Genomic DNA, 23682 nt, shown 5'->3' with positions numbered 1-23682 from the left:
TGATGATCTTTTGATCCCCTTTAAAATCATGATGCTCAATAAGGAATTGAAAAAGCAGACCAAAATAATTTTATCAAATTCAGAACTTACCTCTATAGATGAATACAGCTTTCTTTTGCATTTGAGTTACCAAGAAAGTTTCAGGAAGATGGAACTAATTGATTTGCATAATTTGGAGCCTCCAACAGGAATTGAAATAATAAAAAGGCTTTTGAAAAATGGGTTGATCGAAGAATTTGCAGATGATAAAGACAAAAGAGCGAAAAGAATTAAGGCCAACCAAAAAGGTATTGAGGAACTCCATAAAATTAAACCAGGAATTGACTTGATTTTCCTCGAATTCACCAAACCATTGAACCTAAACGAAAAAATTCAATTGAGTGGATTTTTAAATAAACTAATAAGCAGAATGGATAGCTAAGACTTATTTTATCCTATGCGTGATCCCCTTGTTATTTTCAAGAATCTTTTGATTCAAGAATCAAAACCAAAAAACCAATTCTTATGAGAAATTGGAAATTCTGGCAAAAATGAGAGAATTTCAATGCTATGATCGGGGGTTCATTTTGCGTACTTTCGCGGCATGAATAGGATTCTTCCCTCATTTTTCACGATTGACTTTTTCCTGCTCTGCCTGAGTTCCTTCCTATTTTTCTCTTCCTTCAATATGATAATTCCTGAGCTACCGAATTATCTCTCGTCCTTGGGGGGAGAAGACTACAAGGGCTTAATTATTTCACTTTTTACACTTTCGGCAGGCCTATCCCGACCTTTTTCAGGGAAACTGGCTGATAAAATCGGTCGAATCCCTGTGATGATTGTAGGAGCGGTGGTTTGCTTTGTCGTCAGTTTGCTTTACCCCGTGCTGAGCTTTGTAGGCGGATTTTTATTATTGCGGTTTGTGCATGGATTTTCGGCAGGCTTCACTCCTACCGGTATCTCCGCTTACGTCGCTGATATCGTACCATTCTACCAGCGGGGTGAAGCGATGGGGATTCAATCCCTCTTCGGTTCATTGGGAATGGCAGCAGGTCCCGCACTTGGAGGATGGCTGGCCACCTTTTGGCCATTGAATTACATATTCTACACCTCAGCTGCAATTGCAATTTTTTCGATTCTCATCCTAGTTAGATTGAAGGAAACTCTGGAGCAACCGGAGCAAATGAGCTTTTCCCTACTAAAGCTCAAAAAGAATGAGATTATCGAAAAACGTGTTTTGATACCTTCCACGATCTTATTTCTTAGCGTTTTTTCATTTGGAGTCGTACTGACAATCATCCCGGATTTGAGCAATCATCTTGGGATAGAAAACAAAGGCTTGTTTTTTGCCATTTTTACACTTTCCTCTTTGGGGATAAGATTAATAGCTGGAAAAGCCTCTGATCGCTATGGTCGAGTTCCTGTACTCCGGGCAGCCTCAATCATGATGATACTGGCCATGTTGGCGATTGCTTTCGCAGAAAATAAATGGATGCTTTTCGGTGCGGGAGTGCTTTTCGGATCGGCAGTCGGAATGAACAGTCCTACTACCGCTGCCTGGGTGATAGATCTTTCTTTAGATGCATTCCGCGGGAGAGCCCTTGCCACCATGTATATTTATCTGGAAGCTGGCATCGGCATTGGCGCCATTGTATCAGGATTTCTCTATGCCAATAAAGCAGAAAATTTCTCCTTGGTTTTCTTAGTCAGTGCCGCTATGGCTGCTTCTGCCTTGGTGTTTTTACTTTTCATCAGGTCCTCGAATTACAAACCACTGAAAAAAGAAGAAGGGGCCAATTAAGCCCCCCTCTTGATTAATTGTTCAAATAATTGGTTTGTCGAGGAATAGCCAAGATTTTGCGCTGTCTTCCATTGTAATAGGTCACCTTTTCCCCATCAAATAAGGCTCCCTCTTCGAGCATTATTCGCACATCCTTATTCCATTCTTGTACAAAAACCACGGCATTTAGCTCGATCGCATAGCCCGTATTTGCATAAAGTGGATGATCCCCTGCTCCCGGAGTATCGCCTTGATTATCCCACATCCCAATGGTAGGACCGGCAGAATGTCCGTAAAATCCTAAGGGATGTGTGTAAATACTACCACGAATACCCTCACTATCCATTTGATTGCGAGTAGCCCGAAGAATCTCATTTCCTGTCCGACCCGCTACATAATTTTCTGTCAGAATATCCTGAACCCGATTTCCTGCTTCGAAGGCTTTATCCAAAAACTCAGGCACTTCAAATTCACCGGGTTTCAAAACGTAGGCAAGCTGCTGAGTATCCGTATTAAGTCGAAGATAAGTGATACCAAAATCGATGTGCAACAGATCACCAGGCATGATGGTCATCTCGGAAGGACGAGAAGAAAAAGACCGGCTTGCACCATCAGAATCAGGATCAGCTCGCTGAATATCTACTGAGGGATGAAACCAGGTATCTAGCTTCATTTCTTTGATTTTCTCTCTATACCACCAAACTACGTCTTCGGTAGTTGTTTTGCCCGGAGTAATGACACGCTCAGACAATCCTTCCTGGATAATGTAATTCGCAAGCTGCTGCACATGACGATAGCTGGCCATTTCGGGTTCTGTCCTCGTCTCAAGCCATCTTACTGCGAGTGTTTGTGCAGAAACTACATTTCCATGCATCGCATCCGGAAGATACTCCATGAAAAAATCATATTCGGTTTTTGTCAAACCATCAGCATGGCCATAGTCTTTGGCTACATTCAGACCTATCTTCTTCGGATTTTTCTCTTTGATCAAGTCCATCAATGCTTCCCACTGATCAGGCTGACTTTCAGGATCCCATGCACGCTTAAAGGCCTTTCCTACATCATACCTAGCAATTGCAAAAGTCTCCACCTTTCCACCTTTTTCTGGCTGATACATAACCAAAATGGTTCGCCGCCTCGCTGCCATCCATGTTGCTGGCAAAAGGGTACGGATCACCGGATCTTCATTGTACTCACGGGAGATGACAATCCACATATCGATCCCTGTTTCTGTCATTAAATCAGGAAGCACATTTTCGATTCGATAGTCTAGCCACGAATCGATCAGTTCTGCCTGTGCCTTTAAAGGCAAGACTGCAGGTTGCTGCGAAAGGGCCGGGAAAACATGGATAATGCTGACTAGCAGAGCAAGTAATAATCTTTTCATTGAGTTGGTGAATGGTTACTATGGCTAAGCTAGAATATTCAGCTGATTTAGGAAACAAGTTTTACAACTTCTCCCGCAAAATAGCCTTTCTGCTCAGTCGATAGAATCGATAGAACAAAACCACCGCAGTAATACTGAGGCCAATCAGCAGCCCAAACCAAATACCTCGCTCTCCCATATCCAATCCAAATGCAAAAAAATATCCCAATGGCAATCCAAGAATCCAATAGGCAACAAAAGTTAGCCAAGTTGGGAACCTGACGTCTTCCATTCCCCGAAGCACTCCCAATCCCACTACCTGTATACCATCTGACAATTGGAACATACCAGCAATAATCAAAAGTGTGGCTGAGGTAGCAATCACTTCCGGATCATCGATGTATAAAGAAGGAAGCATATTCCTAAAAAGAATGAAAATGACAGCTGAAATACTCATAAAGGCAATCACCATCCTAAAAACCATCATCCCAGCTTCGCGCATAGTTTGGAAGTCATTTCTACCTATCTGATTACTCACACGGACCATTCCGGCTGTGCCCAAGCCGGCTGCCATCATGTAGCTGATAGAAGCTAGATTAATTGCAATCTGATGACTGGCTAAAGCAGTCACTCCTATCCAACCCATCATAATTGCAGCAGATCCGAAGGCACTAACTTCAAAAATGAATTGAAATCCGGTAGGTATTCCAATTTTGAGAATTCGAGATAAAAGAGGCGCACTGAATTGTCTGATTTTCAGACCTAAATCAAAGCCTTTGTACCGCTTGGAGCTCAATACATAGGCTCCCATCAACAGCGCCATCAAAATTCTCGAGATCAAAGTCGCCCATCCGGCACCCATCAAGCCCATGGCTGGAAAGCCTAACTTTCCAAAAATCAAAACCCAATTAAGAAAGACATTGAGCAGGTTGGAAAAAATAGTCACATACATCGCCTGACGGGTTTGGCTCAGTCCCTCGGCAAATTGCTTAAAGGTCTGAAATATCATAAAAGGAAAAAGAGAAGCTGTAATAACCCACAAATACGGGATGGCGGCTTCGACCACTTCTTCGGGTTGATCCAAAAATGATAAGCCTGTAGATAAGCCTAATATAATTCCAGTTAGGATCAAGGCCACAAAAATATTGATCCAAAGCCCATGCCTAAAGAGTTTTCCAATACGTAGCCTTTTACCTTTTCCTTCGGCAATAGAAATTAGAGGGGTAATACCCATCGAAACTCCCATACCAAACATCATCAATACGAAAAATATAGAATTAGCAAGCGAAGCTGCTGCCAAGGGTAAGGCACCCAATTGCCCGACCATCATCGAGTCTGCCACTCCGACCATGACTTGGCCTAATTGACTGAGGATAACCGGATAAGCTAGATTAAAAGTAATCGAAAAGTGATTCTTGATATTCATATGATCTACTTCACAAGTAGTTTGTTCACTTTCAAAATACCCGCTATACTGATTCCATCTGTGATTTTTCCTTCCATTACCCATTGTACAGCCTCCTCAAAAGGAAGCTTATGAATTTTGATCACTTCTGTTTCTTCAAATTCGGGTTCGCCTTCTTCCAAGTCCTCAGCTAGAAATACAAATCCCTCTTCATCCGTCACCGAATTGGAAGTGTGAATACGCAGAACTTCCGTCCATTTCTTTGCTGTCAACCCAGTTTCTTCCTTGAGTTCACGCTGAGCACTTTCTAGGATATCTTGTCCGATAGGCCCACCACCCATAGGGATTTCCCAAGAGTATTCATTGATGGTATAGCGAAACTGCCCTACCAGCCAAGTATTTCCAAATTGATCAATAGGTATTATTCCCAAGGCCTTATTTTTAAAATGGACCTTTCCATAGATACCGGGATTACCTGCAGGGTTCAGAATATCATGTTCTTCTACGCTAATCCAGGGATTTTCGTAGATTTTTTTAAGCGATAGGGTTTTCCAGGGATTTTCCATACACAAAAAAAGGGTGGCTTTTTGCCACCCCTATGTTCGATTAGGTCTTTTAATTTAGACGGGAATTGGCAATACCTTTGAATCCTTAAAGGTCGAAAGAATAACCATGGATTGCATGGAATCGACTTCCTTAATCTCAGAAACTTTTTCCAGCATAAGCTTTTGGTAAGCTGTAATATCCTTTGCGATGATCTTTAGGATAAAATCACCAGTACCTGTTATGTGATGACATTCAATCACCTCTTGAATACCATTGATTTCCTTCATGAAAGCATCAATATTAGCTTTATTGTGGCCGATTAGACTAACCAAAACAAAAGTACTGACGCCAAGACCAATCTTTTCAGGATCAAGCTTTGCGTGATAGCTTTTGATGATGCCAGATTGCTCTAATTTTTTCACGCGCTCCAATGTAGGGGCCGGCGATAGACCAATGTCCTTTGAAAGCTGTGCATTGGTGATCTTGGCATTACCCTGAAGGATTTCAAGAATCTTCCGGTCTACCTTGTCAAATTTGATTCGGATGTTACTATCTACGTTCTCTTGCATATACAAAATATAATATCGTACAAAGTTAGAATAATTAAGGAAAGTTTTAAAGTGAATAAAACTTTTTTAAAGGGTCAAATTCGAAATATTATTTATTAATCGGGACTTTTCGGCAAACAAAGCTTTCAAAATCACTTTTTTAAACTCCAAAATTCAAATTATCTCCTGCATACGAAGCAAAAAACGTAAACTCTCGAGTTAAAGTTTATTCTTTTTGATAAAATCTCTTGCAGCCTGATGAGCGGGATGTTTCCGCTTTGCATATTTCTTCACTTTCTTGAAATAATCCTTGGCCAAAGCTTTCTGATTTTCTTCCAAAGCGATTTGTCCCAATTGAACCAAAGAATGTAAATAATACCCACTTTCCTGAGATTCGGATTCCTCTCCATAGGAAAGTGTTTTGAGATAATAATATTTCGCCTCATCTCGATTCCCGATGCGTTCATAATATTGCGCCATGTAGAAAGCAGCGTATCGACCGCTGTTGGATTCATAGCCTGTCATTCCTGTTTCTATCCTTTTCAGAATCTCTCCAGACTCCTCTACCGCTTCTGACCAGCGACCTACAGTATAAAGGTGACGTGCGTAGGATCGATGGAAGTAAGGATTATTTGGAAATTTCTCATGGAGATAGGAAGAAATCCTGAGTGCTTCGTAAGGTTTCTTCTCCTGAGAAGCATAGAGTCGAAATAAAAAATACATCGCCTCAATTCGTGTGTAGAAAGCATTGGTTGCCACCTGCTCAAGTTGCTCCAAACCCAAATCTTTGTTCCCTTTTGGAAATAGAGCCATAACTGGCTTGAGCAAGGGATAATTATCCGGAATCCAGACAGAAAAATAATTAAAGAGTGCGTCTCCTAGCAAAAGTTCGGGATTAAACTCCTCTTCTCCCCTGCTTAGTTCCATGTACTTTAAGGCATTTTTACCAGCCCAGGCTGCTCCAGTCCAACTTTTCCGCTCCGCCTTCAATCTACCTTCAAATCCATATCCGGCGGCTAAAAAGAAAGCTGCTTCTTTATTGGTTGGATCTTCATCAAAAAGCGCCTCAGCTTTTTCATTCGCTCGGTCTATATATGCCAAGAAAATATCATCATAGGATTCATTGGTGATATCTACTTCTATTCGCCACCAATAACTGAGTGCCATCAAAAAATCAGGAAGAGGATGGTTTGGATATTGATAAGCAATTACCTGAAAATCACGCTCTGCAGTCTCAAAGTCAAAGTTATACATACTATTAATTGACTTCGTAATCCGATACTGCAATCCTCTGTCTAAGAGTAAGTACTGCGATCTCTTCATCTCCATCAGACTATCCTCCGGAGCAGATTGACCATAAGTCAAAATCGGTACAAGAGAAAACACTATTCCCACCACCATCAAGAAAACTGACCGATACCATTGGCGCTTCATGCACACAAAATTATCGCTAAAAGTTAGATTTATGCTATCTTTCTCCATTCCTAATTTACCTATGACCGCATCAGCAAATCCACTAGCTCAACGAATTCAAGAACTTTTAGATTTTGACAAACGACTTTATTTTGTTTTGCTTCTCTTGCTTTTTATTCTGATTCGGTACCTGACCAACACATTGATCATAGAAGCAATTCCCGATTCACAAAATTTAGTAAACTCGGGAGCACTGACCTACTTCTATATTTTCAATTCGCTTGGCTATTTGGCTACCCCTATTTTGCTACTTTTCAAGTTTACCTTGATTTCATTTTTGATCTGGATAGCATCCTTTGCCCTTGGATACAAAGTGCCATACAAGGAGCTTTGGAAATTTGCTTTGGTCGCTGAAACGATTTTTCTATTGCCTGAGCTTCTACGTTTCTTAATTTATTTAAACCCATCTCAGGCGGTCAGTTATCTTGAAATCGAATTGAACAGACCATTTTCCATGCTGAGTCTTGTTGGATTTGATCAAGTGGAGGAGAAGTATCTATACCCATTGGCTACCATCAATATTTTTGAAATAATCTACGGAGCTGCCTGGGTTTTTGGCTTTCTTTCGATCAGCAGAAGAAGTATTTCAGAATCAATTTGGGTGATTCTTCTCGGGTACTTTTTCCCTCTGACGATTTACTTGGTCTGGTATATCATGGTCTATCGTTAGTATTTTTCTGCTTTGAGCTAGCGCATCGCTTGGAGCAGTATTTGACATTTTCCCAGTTTTTTTCCCACTTTTTTCTCCAAGTGAAAGGGCGGTTGCAGACTGGACAGATTTTCGTTGGAAGGTATTCTTTTTTCATTCTAAGCCCATCTATTTGGTAAAGTATGCCTACCGAGGATCCGATTCGCCTCTTTTTTTACCTCAGGAAGCTTCTGAGCACCCCAAATTTTATCACGCGCTGCTTTTCCTGACTTTTCCAGATCTACTATAGGAAATGGATAGTCCTTTCCTAGTTCCATCCCATAAACTTGCAATTCCAATGGTGGGATCTTCCAAGGCTCATGTATCAGATGAGCGGGAATTTTGGAAAGTTCTGGTACCCATTTTTTGATAAAAACGCCATCTACATCATGATCTTGAGATTGCTTCACTGGATTATAAATTCGAACCGTATTGATTCCTGTCACCCCAGCTTGCATTTGAAGCTGTGGATAATGGATTCCCGGCTCAAAATCCAAAAAGCATTTTCCTAGATGATCTGCTCCTGCCTTCCAGTTTTGGCCAAGGTGATGTGTCAAAAAGGATACGACCATCGCCCGCATTCTGAAATTCAAATAACCCGTTTCTTTCACACAACGCATGCAAGCATCCACCAATGGATAGCCAGTCTTTCCCTCCTTCCAAGCCTGAATCCAATCATGATTTACTTTTGGATAAAATTCCAAAAAACCCTTATTGATTGGTTCAAACTCCATTCGGGATTCCATTTCAAACTTTTGAATGAAGTGACAATGCCATCTCAAACGGGATTGAAAATTTGTGAAATTTCGAGCCTGAAAACCTGACTTCTTCTTCAACTCGGATACCTGATAAGCCTGGCGAATGGAAAGACAGCCCCAAGCCAAATAAGGTGAAAGTCTACTGCAAGCAGTTCGGCTTAACTCTGGTTTTGAGATGTGTCTATTATAGTTTTTGACTCTGTCTTCAACAAAGCTCTTGAGATATCTCCAGGCCAATTTCTCCCCTCCTTTCTGCATTTTTGGATTCGGCTGGCTCCATGCCGGGTCTATGGGAAGGAAGTTTTCAGCTGCTAGAAATTTTTTAGAAAGGGAAACAAACTGAATCTTTTCTAAAGGGATTTCTTCAATAGTCCTTTTTGCGTGAGCAAACCAAGCTTCTTTCCATCCTTTACGATCCTTTCTCCCTCGCTTGACTCCTTGTTGATTGAATTCCTTCCATGGAATTTTGTGAGCTTTAAGATAGCTGGCTACGGCTTGATCTCTCTGATATGTAACAGCAATTCCAGTCTCTTGGTGTGAATAGACCGCTTGAATGATATATTCCTGCTGCAAAGCCTTGAAAATATCCAAAACTTCGGCATGAAGGATGGTGACTTGAGCTTGAAATTCCTTCAATTGACTATTTAAGTCCTCCAGGCTTTCCCATACAAAACGCCAATGCCTTGTATCACTTTGGGCCGCAGCAATAAGCGATGGCTCAAATGCATACAAAAGAAGAATGGGATACCCAGCCCGAAAGGCTTCCAACAGCGGAGGATGATCGCGTAAACGTAAGTCTCTTTTTAACCAGACTATGGAAATTTTTTGCACAATCAGTAAACCACTAGGCCATGTGATGGTTTGGAAGGTATGAGTAAAAAATTATCACTAAGCGAGCGAGAAATAGATCGCATTATAGAAATGGCTTGGGAAGATCGAACTCCCTTTGATGCTATTGAGCAGCAATTTGGCGTCAGTGAGTCAGAAGTCATCAAGTTGATGCGAAAAAACATGAAAGAGAGTAGCTTTCGAATGTGGAGGAAACGTGTCCAGGGAAGAAGCACCAAGCATATCAAAAAAATGGGTAGCACCCTCACCAGGTTCAAGAGTACTCGTCAAAAAACTATCAGCGACAATAAAATCGCAAAGAGATGAAAAAAAGCGGGCTTAAACCCGCTTTTTTATACTGTTTCAAATGGCCAGGACATGATCCCTCTAGCCATATTTTTCACATTTTTAAAGCCCATTTCAGTCATTATTTGACAGGCTTGCCCACTTCTGTTACCACTTCTGCAGTAGAGCAAATAAGTTTTGTCTTTTGGAAGGTTTTCAATCTGCTGAGTGAAGTTTCTAGACATGATGTCAATATTTCTTGCTCCCCGAAGTTTGCCTCCAGCGAACTCTCCGGCTGTACGTACATCGATGATGACCGCATCCTTTTGCAGCATCAAGTCGTGAAATTCTCCTACAGATATATCTTCGTAAGCTTTAGGTGTTGATTTAAAGAAGTCAAACATAATTTTCGTGTTTCATTGTTAAAGATTGATACAAAAGTATCTGACCCTATCCCTCAAAACAGTAATAAAAATCACATTATGACGCTTTAACAAGCTTTTTTCTGAGTGAAATAACGGAAAGCCTAACCAGCAATATCCAAGGCAAACCATGAAACAAGAGGTCTCCCCAATCGATCAGCTGCATGCCATTGGCACCACCTAATACCCAACGAATCTTTCCGAAGAAGTGAGGCTCGGGAACAAATGGGGCTAATCCCAAGGTCAAAGTCAAAATGATGACTGTTCGCCAATTATTGAATGGGTTGGTAGTACTTAGCTCTTTTTGCGCAGCCATGGATAAGATATTTGTGACCAAAAGGTCTTTGGAAATTCTTCTACTTTTTCGAAGCCAAGCGGCTCATCTCTTCCTTCATTAGGAATATATGCCGTACCAAAAAGGTAATCCCAAATACTAAGGGAAATACCGTAATTGACACCGTGACTTCCTTCGGGAAGGTGCTTGGCATGATGCCACAAATGCATGACTGGATTATTGAGAATATACTTCAATGGTCCGTAGGTCAATCTGATATTAGCATGGTTCAAGTGACCAATAGCAATGGTGAAAATGTGCAGGATGAAAAAGTCATCCAATCCAAAACCAATCATTGCCAAAGGAACGTATTGGATAGATTTGTAGACAATCGTTTCCATCCAGTGGTAGCGAAGATGCGCTGCAAAGCCCATTTGCTCCACGGAATGATGCACTTTGTGAAACTCCCAAAGCCAAGGCACTCGATGCAATAGTCGATGTGTATTCCATTGAATGAAATCCGCTACCAAAAACATCAAAAGGAATTGCCCCCAAATCGGCCAAGAATTCACTTCAATAGCTACCAGATTAGTAATTCCAAACAAGCCAAGGAAGTCATTGAAAGCCTCAACGAAAACATTACTGAGCGAATTGTATACGATCAATGAAAAGAGGAAGAAGTTGAAGAACATATAGAACGCATCCAACCAGAAGTCTTTACGAATAATTGGCTGATTCTTTCTCCAAGGAAATACGATTTCCAATAGCCACACTAAAAGAGATAAACCAACTAACCAGTAAAAGTAATTTTGCCAGGAAGGATACAGAATCTCACTTTTCAAATAATTCCAATATCCATAATATCCGTCAAGGAATATTTTGAAATACTTCTCCACCATGCCTTCTTATAGATTCATTAATTCTTTTCCGATGATGTAAATACCCATCACAAGGACAAACCAGCCAAAGCCTTTCTTTAATGCTTTATCATTGATCTTTTTAGAAAGTGCGCTACCGATAAATATACCTACTACGGATAATCCGGTAAAGATTAACAGCATTTGCCAGTCAATGGTTTGCGTGGAGATATCACCCAAAAACCCTATCAAAGATTTAGCAGCAATAATCAACAAAGAAGTACCTACGGCAAGCTTCATGGGTAATCTTGCCAAGAGAACCAAAGCAGGGATAATCAAAAATCCTCCCCCAGCTCCGACTATACCGGTAATTACACCAACAATCGACCCTTCCAAAGCGATTAACGGAATATTGAATTTGACTTCACCGTTTTCATCCTCTCCACCTTTTTTCTTCTCCTTAATCATGGAATAAGAAGCGGCAAGCATAATCAGTGCAAAGAAAACCATGATTCCGACGCTTTTGGATACTTCCATATCGCCCATGGTTAACAAAGGATCAGGAAGCCAAGGAACCAAGAATTTTCTAGTCAAGAAGACAGCAATAAATGAAGGGATAGCAAATACTACTGCAGTCTTATAATCCACCAATCCGCTTTTCATATAATTTCCAGCCCCTACAAGAGAGGTCGTACCCACCACGAATAAGGAATATGCCGTGGCTAAAACCGGATCGATATGCAGAATATAAACCAGAACAGGAACGGTCAATATCGACCCTCCCCCACCAATCAGTCCTAAACTAACACCGATCAAGATGGCTGCTGCATATCCTAAAATAGTTATAATATCCATTGATTTTCATTTTTGAATTAGGCCTCAAAAGTAAGCTGCAGCCACAGGGGTAAGCAGTAACAAAAGTTACATTAAAACATTTAGGCTCTTCAAAAGAATTCGGTTTAAGTTAAAGTTAAATCTCCTTTGGGAATGATTTTTTTCATGTTTTTTGTGTCAAAAGGGCTTTATATTCGTAAAAACCTTAATACCATGAAGATCATTGTTCCAATTGATTTTTCCACCAATTCTGTCAAAGCCTTAGAATTTGCGCTTGGACTTCATCGTGGAAGCAAAACCACTATTGTACTGTGCCATGTGGTAGAGATGATCTATGATTTTGCCTCTCAAACAGCTCTGGCTCTCGACAATATGCATGCCGACGCCAGGAAGCTTTTGGAAGAAATGGTGGATAAATATAGCATAGGACCAATTGAAATTCACTCAGAAATAATTGAAGGAACTCCATCAATCAACGTCACCCGTCTGGCAGAAGAATTGGATGCAGATTTGATCATCATGGGAACACACGGCATGGGAGGACTCAAAAAAATCTTGGTTGGATCCACTGCTGTAAATGTGATCCGGGAGACTACGATTCCGGTACTGCTGGTTCCTGAAGAATCTTCCACCGAGCAGATAAAAAGTCTAAGCTTTGCATTGGAAGTAGCAGATCATGAGGAAAAGTTTATAGAAAAAGTGAATAGCTACGCCAGTATTTGGGGCTTAAAAATACAGATTATCCATATCATTAAGTCAAGGTCCTTTGTAAAGGAAATGGCCCTCAATGGCTTGAAGAATTACTTCGAAAAAGAAGCAGGATACTTACCTACCATACACCAATTGGAGTCTGAAAATGTAATATCAGGGATCAAAAGCTTTGTGGAAGAAAATCCAGAATCCATTTTGGCTATGTGCCACACTCAAAAATCCATTTGGGATCAACTTTTGGGAAAAAGAAAATCTATCGAAATGGCTTACCGGGTTCGAGTACCGCTCTTGGTGATGGTGTGATTTATTTACTAATTAACTCCTCAAAGTCGTCACGGATGTAAATTACATTCCTACCTAGTTCAATCCATTTTTTCTTTTCCAGTTGTTTGAGCAGCCTTGAGATTACTTCTCTTGAAGTACCCAACTCATTTGCGATTTCCTGATGAGTCGTGTGTAATTCATTAGTCTTGTGCTGCTTCATTTTTGTAACGATGTAGCGCATTAGACGCTCATCCATTCTTCGGAATGCTACTGCATCCAAAGCAATCAGGAGCTCCTGAAATCTACTTTGATAGGTAGAAGAAACGAAGTCTTTCCATTGCTTGAATTCATCCGTCAACTGTTCATGGACATTGATTGGTACTCCTATCAAAACGGTGGGTTCCTCAACAACAGCCTTGATTTCGCTTGGACGGGCTGCTGAGCAACAAGTCAGCGAAAGCGCACAGGTCTCCCCCGCATCCAAGTAGTATAGGAAAAGCTCTTTCCCATCCTCATCCATTCGCATGATTTTAATAGACCCCTCTAGCACTATGGGAACCATCTTGACAAACTTACCAGGCTCCATTAAAATCTTACCTGGTTCAAGCCGCATGATTTGACCCTTTTCGATAAGCTTCTCAAGTAATTTTGGGTCCGTAAACCCTGGCAAGCTATTTTTTAATTCTTCTACAGTCATGTTTCGATTTGTGTGATAAAAAATCCTCTAGGTGAAAGTATATTTTTTTACCAGATTTTAAAAACGAAACTACGGTTAAGCCTTACCTGCTTTTGTGACTGATATCACATTTTGGCTGCTATAAATCATCGTTATTCAGGATAGTTAATTATAAAAAAGAAAGAACTTAAGCTGAAATCAGATTTTAACATGATAAATGTCAGGAAATTAGATTACTCCTTTTAGTACTTTTAACAAACCCACAAACAACCCAATCATGGAACATTATCAAATAGTTATTATCGGAGGAGGAACTGCCGGCATAACTGTGGCAGCACAACTTATGAGAAAGGATAAATCGCTTAAGATTGCGATCATTGAACCCTCAGAAAAACATTATTATCAACCTGCCTGGACTTTAGTAGGTGCTGGTACATTTGATTTTAAAGATACCGAACGAGAAGAAGCTGACTACATACCAAAAGGCGTTACCTGGATCAAGGATAAAGCAAGCACTATAGATCCAAAATCAAATAAAGTAGGAACAGAAAATTCAGGTGATGTTGGCTATGACTATTTAGTGGTAGCTCCAGGCCTCGTCATGAGACCTGATTTATTGCCAGGACTTCCTGAGGCAATGGAGAAAGGCATCGTTTGCTCCAACTATACCGACCCAGAACATACTTGGGAAACCTTAAAGAATTTCAAAGGAGGAAACGCAGTTTTCACCCAGCCTACCACGCCTATCAAATGTGGAGGAGCCCCTCAGAAAATAATGTATTTGGCAGAGGACTATTTCAGAAAAGAGGGCATAAGAGACAAAGTCAATGTCATTTTTGCAACTCCCGGTACAGTTATTTTTGGGGTACCGGACTTTGCTCGTACACTGAACAAAATCATTCATGATAGAGACATCATCTTCAAGCCTTTCTATGCTCCCGTCCGAATCGATGTAGAGAATCAAGATATCTATTTTCAATATTCCAAACCCGGAGAGAGCAACTGTACGGTAATGGAAGGAAATATAATTGGGGAAGAGCTAACTGGTGCTACTGAAATCAAAATTCACTTTGACATGCTGCACCTTGCACCACCGCAAGCGGCTCCTCAATTCATTCAAGACTCAGAAATATCAATTCAGGAGGGTCCTGGCAAAGGATGGGTAGATGTAGATATCCATACCCTTCAGCATAAGCGATTCCCGAATGTTTTTTCCTTGGGAGATGTCGCCCATTTGCCTACAGCCAAAACCGGTGCAGCTATTCGGAAGCAAGCCCCAGTCTTGGTGGAGAACCTACTCAAATTGATGAAAACGCACCAAGTTGGTCATGAATCTTACGAAGGTTACTCCTCCTGTCCACTAGTGACTGGCTATGGAAAAATGGTTTTAGCGGAATTTAAATACGACAATGTCCGTGACTCTGATCCGCTGATTTCAAAATTTGTGGATACCAGTAAAGAACAATATAGCATGTGGCTGCTGAAAAAATATGGGTTGCCATTTATGTATTGGAATCTAATGCTGAGAGGAAAAGCTTAAAATTGAAAGCCCGGAGATTTAAATCCGGGCTTTTTTGATAAACCAAAAAGACCTTCTTCCAGTTTAAGGAATGTAAATCATCATCAACTTGAAAAAGCTCATCACCACCAGCGCCCTTTTCATCACATTAGCAATGCTTCCTATTGCTTGTTCTGAATTTTGCAATAATCCTTGCGGTTGTGGGCCTGTTTTTGAAGTTATTGACTTTAGAGTTCAATCTTTTGAGACCCTTTCTTTAACTACCGAAGGCCAACAAGTAAGTCCTTCTACCTCTCTTCCCTACGATTTTATTACCAAGTCTTTCAGAATAAAAGAAACACAGAATGTGTCCTATTTTGAAGAAAGCAATAATTCAATCCCAGGAGTAGCTTTCGCATGTAGTCCGCCTTCACCTCAATCACAAGAAAAAATGATTGGGATCCAGATTATTAATTCCAAAGAGGTAGAATTTGCGGATGGAGAAATCTTCAAGGTAGGTCAGGACATTAGCGACTTTTTTGAAGTGAATTACTTTTTTGTCGAGCAGACTCGACCTATACCCGAGTTTTTGGAAAATGGATTGACACTTTTTAGAGAAGACCTTTTCAAATTGGTTTTCACAAAGAATCCAGGAAAAGAAGTTCAGCTAGAATTTAGCATGCGAATCATGCTAGAAGGCGGTTTAGAGTTTAATTTGCAGAATGAAATCCTCAGCATTCGATGAGTTTTGAATTATTCCTGAGAAAATACCCTGATTTTTTCCTTAGATTCATTCCAAATAAGTTACTTTTGCAAGATTGATTCAAAGGCCGTACGTATGACAGCAGATCAACTAAAGATCTCCCACAGTGCAATTATCGAAGACCTAATCGATTCGCCCCTTAAAGTGAATTTAATGGAATTGGGTTTTTTGCCTGGGAAAAAAATCACCCTACAGTTCAAAGCTCCAAGTAACGGTCCCTTGGCTTTCCTATTAGAAAACACCCTCCTAGCACTACGCAAACAAGAAGCGGCCTTACTTCAAGTCAAAATTATCTCCTAATTCATGGCCCAAACACAGCCACCCTCTCTGACCAAACCGCTGAAAATAGCACTCATTGGAAATCCCAATGTAGGTAAAACAACTATTTTCAATCAGCTCACAGGATTGAATCAAAAAATCGGTAATTATCCCGGTGTGACGGTGGACAAAAAAACCGGGGCAATGATCTACCAGGATCAAGTTTATCACATCATTGATCTTCCTGGAACTTATTCGCTTTACCCAAATTCAGAGGATGAAATCATCGCTCACCGGGTATTAAACCAGCTGAGCGAAATCGAAAAGCCAGATTTCGCACTGATGATTATCGATTCTGTTCAACTTTCAAGAGGATTATTTTTAGCTACCCAACTGATCGATCTTGGCCTCAATTTGGCCATCGCTCTGAACATGGCTGACATGGCTGAGAAAAGCCAGCTTGAGATAAAAACTTATGAGTTGTTCAAGCAACTCGGAGTTCCAATTCTTCAGACAGACGCTCGCCACCTTAAAGGAATGGATCAAATAAAAGAATTGATCCATCAGCAAAATTTTACGAATCCGGGTCCTTTTATAGAAGCAAAGGAATTCTTGGATAATTCCCAGCTTCAGGATGTCAAGGAGTATTTTGAACTGAGCAACGATTATCAAGCTTACCAGATTCTTCGATTTGGACTGAAAGACAAGGGACTTTCAGAGGAAAAAAGAAGCTGGATTCGAAAAAAACTAGAGACACTTACAATCAATCTAGAAGCTGCTCAACTGGAAGAAACCAAAATCCGATATAAGCGGATCACTGAGGTTATCGAGAAAGTATTGGTTAAAAAATCCCATCAAGAGGTAGGTTCTGCTCCACTCGATAAGATTTTCCTACACCCTGTTTTAGGCTACCTAGTTTTTGGAGGAATCCTCTTACTGATATTTCAGGCAATTTTTGCCTGGGCATCCGTCCCGATGGACTTGATTGATGGCTTTTTTGCAGATTTGGGAGCTTGGCTAAGTAGTACTTTACCGGCAGGACCTATTGCAGATTTACTTTCTGAAGGGGTAATCCCGGGTATTGGAGGAGTTGTTATTTTCATTCCTCAGATCGCTCTTTTATTTGGTTTTTTAGCCATTCTGGAAGATACCGGTTACATGTCCCGCGTCGTATTTTTGATGGATCGCTGGATGCGGCCTTTTGGTTTGCATGGTAAAAGCATTGTGCCCTTGGTCTCAGGTGTAGCTTGCGCTATCCCCGGAGTGATGGCAGCTCGAAATATTGGTAATTGGAAGGAGAAGATAATCACCATTATGGTGACCCCTCTGATGAGTTGCTCAGCAAGATTGCCTGTTTATATTATTTTGATAGGCTTGGTGGTACCAGATGAGGCGATTTTTGGAATCTTCAACTTACAAGCTTTAACCCTACTTGCTCTTTATCTCCTTGGGGTAATTGGCGTTTTGGTGACTGCTTTTGGCTTGAAGTCGATTCTAAAAACATCCGAAAAATCCTTCCTGATGGTAGAGCTTCCTTCCTATCGGACTCCCAGATGGAAAGATGTCCTACTCACCATGTATTACAAGTCTCGCACATTTGTAACGGAGGCAGGAAAAGTGATCTTGGCCATCTCCATTATCCTATGGATTCTGGGTTCTTATGGTCCTCCATCCCAAATGGACGCAGTAAGAGAAATTCAAGAAGAAAAACTTGCTGCTGCATCCTCTGAAGAGCAAATAGCAGAAATTGAGGCCGAGACCTCTTCTTTATTACTTGAGAATTCTTATATCGGGATTTTGGGAAGAGGAATTGAACCAGTCATCAAACCACTTGGCTACGATTGGAAAATCGGAATTGCATTGATTGCATCCTTCGCTGCAAGAGAGGTATTTGTATCGACCATTGCAACTATTTACAGCATTGGAGGAGACGTGGAGGACGACCTCACCATTCGAGAAAAGCTCAATACGCAGATCAATTCAAATACCGGAGAAAAGACATTCAATAAGCCAACAGCCTTTTCGCTGATGGTCTTTTATGTCTTTGCCATGCAATGCATGAGTACTCTTGCTATTGTATACAGGGAAACTAAAGGTTGGAAATGGCCGTTGATCCAAACAGTATATATGACAGCACTAGCATATTTTGCTGCTTTATTGACCTATAATATCTTCTCTTAAGATGTTGCAAGAAATCATCATAGCGATAATTGGATTGGGAGCCTTAGCCTACCTTTGGCAAAGGTTTTTTGGAAAACCGACAGAAAAGGCCGGTTGTGACAAGTGCCAAAAAATCGATTGAAGCCAATCGATGTGGTTCTCCTGATTTTTTGATATTTTCAGCCCATGGGCAAAGTCGCCAATCAAAGTTTCCGCACTGCCATTTTTTCCTATTTGGGCGTAGTCATTGGCTACTTCAATGTCCTTTGGCTTTACCCCTATGCACTGGAAGCTGCAGAACTGGGTACTTTTCGCACCATTCAGGATCTTGCCCTGCTGATCGTCCCTTTTGCTCAATTAGGGCTAGGAAACGGGATTACGAGGTATTTCCCAAAGTTACAAAGCAACCAAAGCTCTTTCCTGAGTTTTAGCCTTTTAATAGCTTTATTAGGCTTTATTTTGGCGGCATCTTTGTTTTGGCTTTTTCAGGATGAAATCGTTGGGCTTTTCGCCAAAAATTCCCCTGAAGTCATCAGATACCTATGGATTGTCCTTTTTATCACCTTTTTGGCCTTAGCCAATTCCATACTCGACGCCTATAGTCGGTCCTATTTAAAAGTCTCCATACCAACATTCTTCAGAGAGGTTTTCCTGAGGCTGCTGACTGGTATTTGGATGATCTTTTTCCTTATGAAGTGGATAGATTTTGATCAGATGATGGCTGGCTTGATTGGAGTCTATGGCCTTCCGCTTCTAGGAATGGTGGCCTATCTCGTCTATTTGCGGGTATTGAAACTGGACTTTTCCTGGTCTAAATTTCCAAAGGGTTTTCGAACTGCCTTTATCCAATTCAGCCTGATTACCTTTCTGGCTACTGCTGCTTCTACCTTGATCTTAAAGATCGATTCCATCATGGTCAGTTCGCTTATTAGCCTTGAAGCGAATGCTATTTACACGATCGCATTTAGTATGGCTATCGTGATAGAAATGCCGAGGCGCGCCATTTCTCAGGTGATTATGCCTGTGATTGCTGATCATTTTTCCAAAGAAAATCATCCTGCGATTCAAAAAATCTACACTCAAGTTTCCAACCGTCAATTTTATATCAGCCTTCTGATTTTTCTGGGAATTTGGATCAATATTGATTTCATCTACCGATTGATCCCAAACAGTAGCCTCTATGAGGCAGGAAAATGGGTAGTTTTTTGGATTGGTTTAGGAAAAGTCATTGATGCCCTCTTTTCAGCCAACTCTGAGATTTTGGTCTTTTCCAAATACTTTAAATTCAACCTCATCGCAACCATCCTGATGAGTATAATGATCATTCTGTTGAATTATCTGCTCATCCCACAATTTGGCATTTCCGGAGCAGCCATTGCATCAGCCTTGGTAATGTTACTTTTTAATGTGGTTAAGTTCTTCTTTTTGAAATACCGTTTACAAATGAATCCATTTAGCCCGGAAACTTTAAAAATTTTGATTTTGGGAATAGCCCTTTTTCTACTGTTTATGGGCTTACCTACATTTGAAAATTACTGGTTGGATTTCGTGCTCCGAAGCCTAATCTTAGTTTCTTTCTTTCTTGGCTTGGCAATGCTGGGCTGGGTCGGAAAAGAAGAATGGGAATGGGTCAGAGAAAAAATTAAAAAGCCCAAGCCTTAGAGTGTTACAAACCTCCTTATAGACAAGATTTGAGCTGCCTTAAATCCGCAAACTTCCACTGTTATCCTGCGTTTTGTGCGAGGCCCCGATAGCTATCGGGGTGAGGCCTGTTTTTGGAAAGGGCTTCACTCGGTATAGTTGTTAATTGTGAAGTTTGAACATGTCAGCGGCCTGGGCTTTGACAAATATACGGATATTACATCGACGGGTTAAATTAGGGAGCGGATAATTCGTAATTCTCTTTTCTCTATTTAACTTTAAGCATGAAGAAAAGCATATCCCGGAAAATAAAATTCAGGAGCTTATTTTGAAAAATTCCTTAATACTTGAAATTCAATCTGTACAGAACAATTAAATTTATTAGGTTCAGAATTTTATTTCAATTCCATTAAAAATGTATCAAGAAGCCTTTAACTTTGTATTGTCAAATTTTGCACGCCCATGTACTTGATTAAGAAAATGATTGTTTGCCTGGATCAGTCCAGTTTAGACAAAACCTTGGTCGAATTCGCACAATTTATTGCCAGAGTCAATCAAACCAAGAAGATATTTTTTGTTAATGTGATCAAAAACCTTTCGGTTCCTAAGGAAGTCCTGGAGGAATTTCCAAACCTCATAGAGAATATGATCACTGAAAGGCAGAATGCAATGCAAAAAACTGTTTCAGAGGTTTTTGGAGATCAAAAAGACATCTCGCTAAACTATGTGGTAAAGGAAGGAAACCTATCTAAAAAGATCCTGAAGCTTTCCGAGGAAAAGTCAGTGGATATGATCATCATTGGTCGAAAAACCACCCTTCCAGGCACAGGAGTTGCTGCTTTGAGGCTAGCCAGAAGAGCGAGTTGTTCCCTATTGATTATTCCTGAAACTACCGTTCCAAAGGTCCAAAAAATCCTAGTTCCTTCAGACTTTTCTGAATATTCAAAAGATGCGATGGAAGAGGCAATCATGATCGCAGCAAAGCATGGCAATGCCGAGATTGTTTGTCAGAATGTATTCAATGTTCCTTCAGGCTATCATTTTACCGGGAAGACCTATGAGGAATTCACCCAGATCATGCAGATGCATGCAGAGATAAATTACAAGAAGTTTATCCGCAAGATTGACACCAAAAACATCAAAATCACGCCTGTTTACACTCAAGATGACAATGATGATCCTGTACAGGAAATCATCGACAAAGCCTTGGAAATAGGTGCTGATGGCATTGTAATCGGTGCAAAAGGCCGGACTGCCGCCACAGCATTGTTCATTGGAAGTATGGCTGAGCGTTTGATTCAGTTCAATGATACCCTACCCCTCTTAGTCACTAGGCCGAAGGGAAAAAATGCCGGCATCTTAGATTATATATTGGAAATCTAAAGGGTCTCAGAACTGAAGGTATCACCTTGAGAAAGGTCTCCCGTGTCAAATCCCTTTTTAAACCAGCGCATTCGCTGAGCTGATGTACCATGGGTGAAAGAGTCTGGCACTACCCGTCCAGTGGCTTGTTTTTGTAGACGATCATCCCCAATGGCATTAGCAGCATTCAGGCCCTCTTCGAGGTCTCCTGCCTCCATCATCCCACTTACTCGCTGTGAATGATGAGCCCATACTCCAGCTAGGAAGTCAGCCTGAAGTTCCAATCGCACCGAATATTGATTGTATTCCCGATCTGAAATCTTTCCACGAAGCTGCTGCACTTCATCGGTAATTCCCATGATTTTCTGAATATGATGGCCAACTTCATGCGCAATGACATAGGCTTGAGCAAAATCTCCCGGAGCATTGAGTCGCTGCTCCATCTCTTGAAAAAAGCTTAAATCAATGTATAGTTTTTCATCAGCCGGACAGTAAAAAGGTCCAGTAGCAGCACTTGCATTTCCGCAGGCAGATGAAACAGAACCAGAAAAAAGCACTAGTGTTGGCTCTCGGTAATTTTCTATCAATTGATTCCAGACAGTCTCAGTATCAGCTAAAATCACGGAGCAAAACTCAGCTAATCGATCATCTTCTGGACTCGATTGGTAATTTACCTCAGTGGTAAATCCCTGACCTCCACCCAAAAATCCACCAATCAGAGAAAGTGGATTCACTCCAAGCAAGATTGAGCCTCCGATAAAGACTGCGACGATCACGAGACCTGTTTTCGAGAAAAGCATGCGAAGCAAAGGAGCAAGCAGCATTGGGTTTATTCCCCCTCCACCGCTTGGACCGCGCTGCCCTCTTCGGTCTTCTACATTGCTACTGCGTCTACGACCTTCCCATTTCATTTGCTATTGATTTAGATTGATAAAAAACAGTATGAAAGCCCTAAATTCCATGAGAAACTTTCCGGCTTTCATAAAAATAACCAAATTACATGCATTCAACACAACCCAAAATAGTAAACCTATGAAAACCAAAAATCTCTCTCTTCAATGGATTATTGCTTTAGTCTTAATTTTTATGAGCACTGCTGTAGCAAAAGCCCAAGTTGGAGTTGGCACAGCTCCGATCGAAGGAGCTGAATTGATGCTAGATGGAAGCAAAGAAATGCTTTTAGAAAAATGGCAATACTGGCAGGGACCTCGTTTTTCGGCTGAGCCTCCCATCAAATGGATGGAAGTGAAAGACCCAGTAGATGGAGGAAAGGCGATCAGTAGCAATGATCCTGCAGCAGCAGGAGGAAAATATGGCGCTGCGGATATCGTCACAAAAAAAGAATATCGGGACTTTAGGGCCCATGTGGAATTTTTGATCAAAAATGAGGGAGGAAATAGCGGGGTTTACCTTCAAAACCGATATGAGATCCAAATCCTAGATGGAGACTATGGTTTGCATGGATTGGCTGCCGTGATCAATGAACATCTACCAAAGGAACAAGCTTACAATGGTCTTGGAAAATGGAATGCCTATGATATTGTCTTCAAAGCAGCCCGCTTTGAGAATGGAACACTTACAGAAAAAGCTCGGGTGACGATTTACTTCAATGGTAAAAAAATTCATGAAGATGTGAGTATTCAGCAGGTTTGGGGTGGTCCAAATTCCGGCATCGATGGCGGAAATGATGGCGGAAAAGGAATAACAGACCGTCCTGGCGGATTGAAACTGCAAGCGGAAGGACACGATGTATTTTACAGAAACATCTGGATCAAGCCACTGAACTTAGATGGGCAATCCACCGATTTTTAATTTCCAAAACAAAAAAAGAAGGCTTTCTAGATTTAGAAAGCCTTTCTTTTTGTAATTCAGGATTATCCTAATTTAAAGCGAATCGGAAGTCTCATTTCTGTTCGTACGGTAGCTCCGTCTTTTACCCCGGCTTTCCATTTCGGTGAAAGCTGTAAAACCCTGATCGCTTCCTCATCACAGCCTCCTCCTATTCCACGAAGGATCTTAGCTTCGGATATTGAACCATCCTTTTCAACAATAAATCTTACAACTACGGTACCTTCGATTCCTTTATCTCTAGCCATCTCTGGGTATCTTAGATTTTTAGCCAAATGAGAAAACATCCACTCATTCATTCCGCCTGGAGGCTCAGGCATCTGCTCTAGCGTATGAGCCTCTGTAGCCGAAACAGTTGATTCTTGGGCAAGAGCATTAATTCCAAAGATCATCATCCCAAAAGTAAGTAGAAAGGTAAAACTAGTTCTTAAAACCCTTTTCATAAATGTGGTAATTGA

At 41.0% G+C, this 23682-nt stretch carries 26 protein-coding genes; 12 read left to right on the top strand and 14 right to left on the bottom strand.

What is annotated here, in order from left to right; translation table 11 throughout:
• Positions 1 to 46: 46 nt before the first annotated feature.
• Positions 47 to 421 carry a MarR family winged helix-turn-helix transcriptional regulator gene (locus OU792_RS11560; RefSeq protein ID WP_274670245.1) on the top strand — a complete coding sequence of 125 codons (375 nt, stop codon included), beginning with the start codon at positions 47 to 49 and terminating at the stop codon, positions 419 to 421.
• 162 nt (positions 422 to 583) lie between these two features.
• Positions 584 to 1780, top strand: a complete 1197-nt coding sequence (locus tag OU792_RS11555; RefSeq protein ID WP_274670244.1) for an MFS transporter — start codon at positions 584 to 586, stop codon at positions 1778 to 1780.
• A gap of 13 nt (positions 1781 to 1793) precedes the next feature.
• Here the strand turns inward: OU792_RS11555 and OU792_RS11550 are convergent, their stop codons facing one another.
• From OU792_RS11550 to OU792_RS11530, 5 genes are all read right to left on the bottom strand, one after another.
• A complete protein-coding gene (locus tag OU792_RS11550) occupies positions 1794 to 3146 on the bottom strand; it encodes a M24 family metallopeptidase (protein WP_134201711.1) in 1353 nt (450 codons plus the stop codon).
• 61 nt (positions 3147 to 3207) lie between these two features.
• The gene (locus tag OU792_RS11545; protein WP_134201710.1) at positions 3208 to 4551 is read right to left on the bottom strand and encodes an MATE family efflux transporter; all 1344 of its coding nucleotides are present in this window, start codon (positions 4549 to 4551) and stop codon (positions 3208 to 3210) included.
• A 5-nt stretch (positions 4552 to 4556) separates the two neighbouring features.
• Positions 4557 to 5096 carry an NUDIX domain-containing protein gene (locus OU792_RS11540; protein ID WP_134201709.1) on the bottom strand — a complete coding sequence of 180 codons (540 nt, stop codon included), beginning with the start codon at positions 5094 to 5096 and terminating at the stop codon, positions 4557 to 4559.
• A gap of 54 nt (positions 5097 to 5150) precedes the next feature.
• On the bottom strand, positions 5151 to 5645 hold the full coding sequence (locus OU792_RS11535; protein ID WP_029660975.1) for an Lrp/AsnC family transcriptional regulator: 495 nt from the start codon (positions 5643 to 5645) through the stop codon (positions 5151 to 5153).
• A gap of 198 nt (positions 5646 to 5843) precedes the next feature.
• Positions 5844 to 7025, bottom strand: coding sequence for a tol-pal system protein YbgF (locus tag OU792_RS11530; protein WP_134201796.1), 1182 nt, complete (start codon positions 7023 to 7025; stop codon positions 5844 to 5846).
• A 94-nt stretch (positions 7026 to 7119) separates the two neighbouring features.
• Between OU792_RS11530 and OU792_RS11525 the strand changes: the two genes are divergently transcribed.
• Entirely contained in the window at positions 7120 to 7767 is a 648-nt protein-coding gene (locus tag OU792_RS11525; RefSeq protein ID WP_134201708.1) for a sulfate ABC transporter permease, read from the top strand.
• Here OU792_RS11525 and OU792_RS11520 read toward each other — a convergent pair.
• Together OU792_RS11520 and OU792_RS11515 are read right to left on the bottom strand one after the other, a co-directional pair.
• Entirely contained in the window at positions 7751 to 7903 is a 153-nt protein-coding gene (locus OU792_RS11520; RefSeq protein WP_134201707.1) for a DUF2256 domain-containing protein, read from the bottom strand. The two genes, OU792_RS11525 and OU792_RS11520, sit on opposite strands and share 17 nt — an antisense overlap.
• Before the next feature lies 1 nt (position 7904).
• Positions 7905 to 9374: an FAD-binding domain-containing protein gene (locus tag OU792_RS11515; RefSeq protein WP_134201706.1), complete on the bottom strand. Its 1470-nt coding sequence runs from the start codon at positions 9372 to 9374 to the stop codon at positions 7905 to 7907.
• Between the two features lie 39 nt (positions 9375 to 9413).
• Between OU792_RS11515 and OU792_RS11510 the strand changes: the two genes are divergently transcribed.
• Positions 9414 to 9698 (top strand): TIGR03643 family protein, encoded by a 285-nt coding sequence (locus OU792_RS11510; RefSeq protein WP_134201705.1) that lies wholly within the window; start codon positions 9414 to 9416, stop codon positions 9696 to 9698.
• Positions 9699 to 9724: 26 nt separating this feature from the next.
• Here the strand turns inward: OU792_RS11510 and OU792_RS11505 are convergent, their stop codons facing one another.
• The 4 genes from OU792_RS11505 to OU792_RS11490 all read right to left on the bottom strand — a co-directional run bounded on the left by OU792_RS11505 (position 9725) and on the right by OU792_RS11490 (position 12064).
• Positions 9725 to 10060, bottom strand: coding sequence for a rhodanese-like domain-containing protein (locus OU792_RS11505; RefSeq protein WP_024282629.1), 336 nt, complete (start codon positions 10058 to 10060; stop codon positions 9725 to 9727).
• A 76-nt stretch (positions 10061 to 10136) separates the two neighbouring features.
• Entirely contained in the window at positions 10137 to 10394 is a 258-nt protein-coding gene (locus tag OU792_RS11500; protein ID WP_222583332.1) for a hypothetical protein, read from the bottom strand.
• Positions 10373 to 11248 (bottom strand): sterol desaturase family protein, encoded by an 876-nt coding sequence (locus OU792_RS11495; protein WP_100627760.1) that lies wholly within the window; start codon positions 11246 to 11248, stop codon positions 10373 to 10375. The genes OU792_RS11500 and OU792_RS11495 overlap by 22 nt, the downstream gene beginning before the upstream one ends.
• A 9-nt stretch (positions 11249 to 11257) precedes the next feature.
• Positions 11258 to 12064, bottom strand: a complete 807-nt coding sequence (locus tag OU792_RS11490) for a sulfite exporter TauE/SafE family protein (RefSeq protein WP_134201704.1) — start codon at positions 12062 to 12064, stop codon at positions 11258 to 11260.
• Between the two features lie 192 nt (positions 12065 to 12256).
• Here OU792_RS11490 and OU792_RS11485 point away from each other — a divergent pair, with 192 nt between their 5' ends.
• Complete coding sequence (locus tag OU792_RS11485; protein ID WP_166669396.1) at positions 12257 to 13057, top strand: universal stress protein; 801 nt, start codon at positions 12257 to 12259, stop codon at positions 13055 to 13057.
• A gap of 1 nt (position 13058) precedes the next feature.
• On the opposite strand, the gene OU792_RS11480 is transcribed toward OU792_RS11485, so the two are convergent.
• A complete protein-coding gene (locus tag OU792_RS11480) occupies positions 13059 to 13715 on the bottom strand; it encodes a Crp/Fnr family transcriptional regulator (protein WP_100626822.1) in 657 nt (218 codons plus the stop codon).
• A 256-nt stretch (positions 13716 to 13971) separates the two neighbouring features.
• Here OU792_RS11480 and OU792_RS11475 point away from each other — a divergent pair, with 256 nt between their 5' ends.
• The 6 genes from OU792_RS11475 (at position 13972) to OU792_RS11450 (ending at position 21397) form a co-directional block, all read left to right on the top strand.
• Positions 13972 to 15234, top strand: a complete 1263-nt coding sequence (locus OU792_RS11475; RefSeq protein ID WP_246628759.1) for an NAD(P)/FAD-dependent oxidoreductase — start codon at positions 13972 to 13974, stop codon at positions 15232 to 15234.
• A gap of 88 nt (positions 15235 to 15322) precedes the next feature.
• Positions 15323 to 15937, top strand: a complete 615-nt coding sequence (locus tag OU792_RS11470) for a hypothetical protein (protein WP_222583336.1) — start codon at positions 15323 to 15325, stop codon at positions 15935 to 15937.
• A gap of 93 nt (positions 15938 to 16030) precedes the next feature.
• A complete protein-coding gene (locus OU792_RS11465) occupies positions 16031 to 16255 on the top strand; it encodes a FeoA family protein (protein ID WP_035483680.1) in 225 nt (74 codons plus the stop codon).
• Positions 16256 to 16258: 3 nt separating this feature from the next.
• Positions 16259 to 18394, top strand: coding sequence for a ferrous iron transport protein B (feoB, locus tag OU792_RS11460; RefSeq protein ID WP_274670242.1), 2136 nt, complete (start codon positions 16259 to 16261; stop codon positions 18392 to 18394).
• Positions 18395 to 18559: 165 nt separating this feature from the next.
• Entirely contained in the window at positions 18560 to 20035 is a 1476-nt protein-coding gene (locus tag OU792_RS11455) for a lipopolysaccharide biosynthesis protein (protein WP_274670241.1), read from the top strand.
• Between the two features lie 441 nt (positions 20036 to 20476).
• Positions 20477 to 21397, top strand: coding sequence for a universal stress protein (locus OU792_RS11450; RefSeq protein WP_222583339.1), 921 nt, complete (start codon positions 20477 to 20479; stop codon positions 21395 to 21397).
• Here OU792_RS11450 and ypfJ read toward each other — a convergent pair.
• Positions 21394 to 22287, bottom strand: coding sequence for a KPN_02809 family neutral zinc metallopeptidase (gene ypfJ / locus OU792_RS11445; protein ID WP_274670240.1), 894 nt, complete (start codon positions 22285 to 22287; stop codon positions 21394 to 21396). The genes OU792_RS11450 and ypfJ overlap by 4 nt on opposite strands.
• 121 nt (positions 22288 to 22408) lie before the next feature.
• Here ypfJ and OU792_RS11440 point away from each other — a divergent pair, with 121 nt between their 5' ends.
• Positions 22409 to 23188, top strand: coding sequence for a 3-keto-disaccharide hydrolase (locus OU792_RS11440; protein ID WP_446698894.1), 780 nt, complete (start codon positions 22409 to 22411; stop codon positions 23186 to 23188).
• A 62-nt stretch (positions 23189 to 23250) separates the two neighbouring features.
• Here OU792_RS11440 and OU792_RS11435 read toward each other — a convergent pair whose 3' ends face one another.
• Positions 23251 to 23667, bottom strand: coding sequence for an energy transducer TonB (locus OU792_RS11435; protein WP_274670239.1), 417 nt, complete (start codon positions 23665 to 23667; stop codon positions 23251 to 23253).
• Positions 23668 to 23682: the final 15 nt, after the last annotated feature.

Origin of the sequence: Algoriphagus sp. NF (genome assembly GCF_028823735.1) — a bacterium.
GTDB lineage: Bacteria > Bacteroidota > Bacteroidia > Cytophagales > Cyclobacteriaceae > Algoriphagus > Algoriphagus marincola.
Note: the sequence above shows the minus strand (reverse complement) of the source record. Positions and strands in the feature narration are given on the sequence as shown.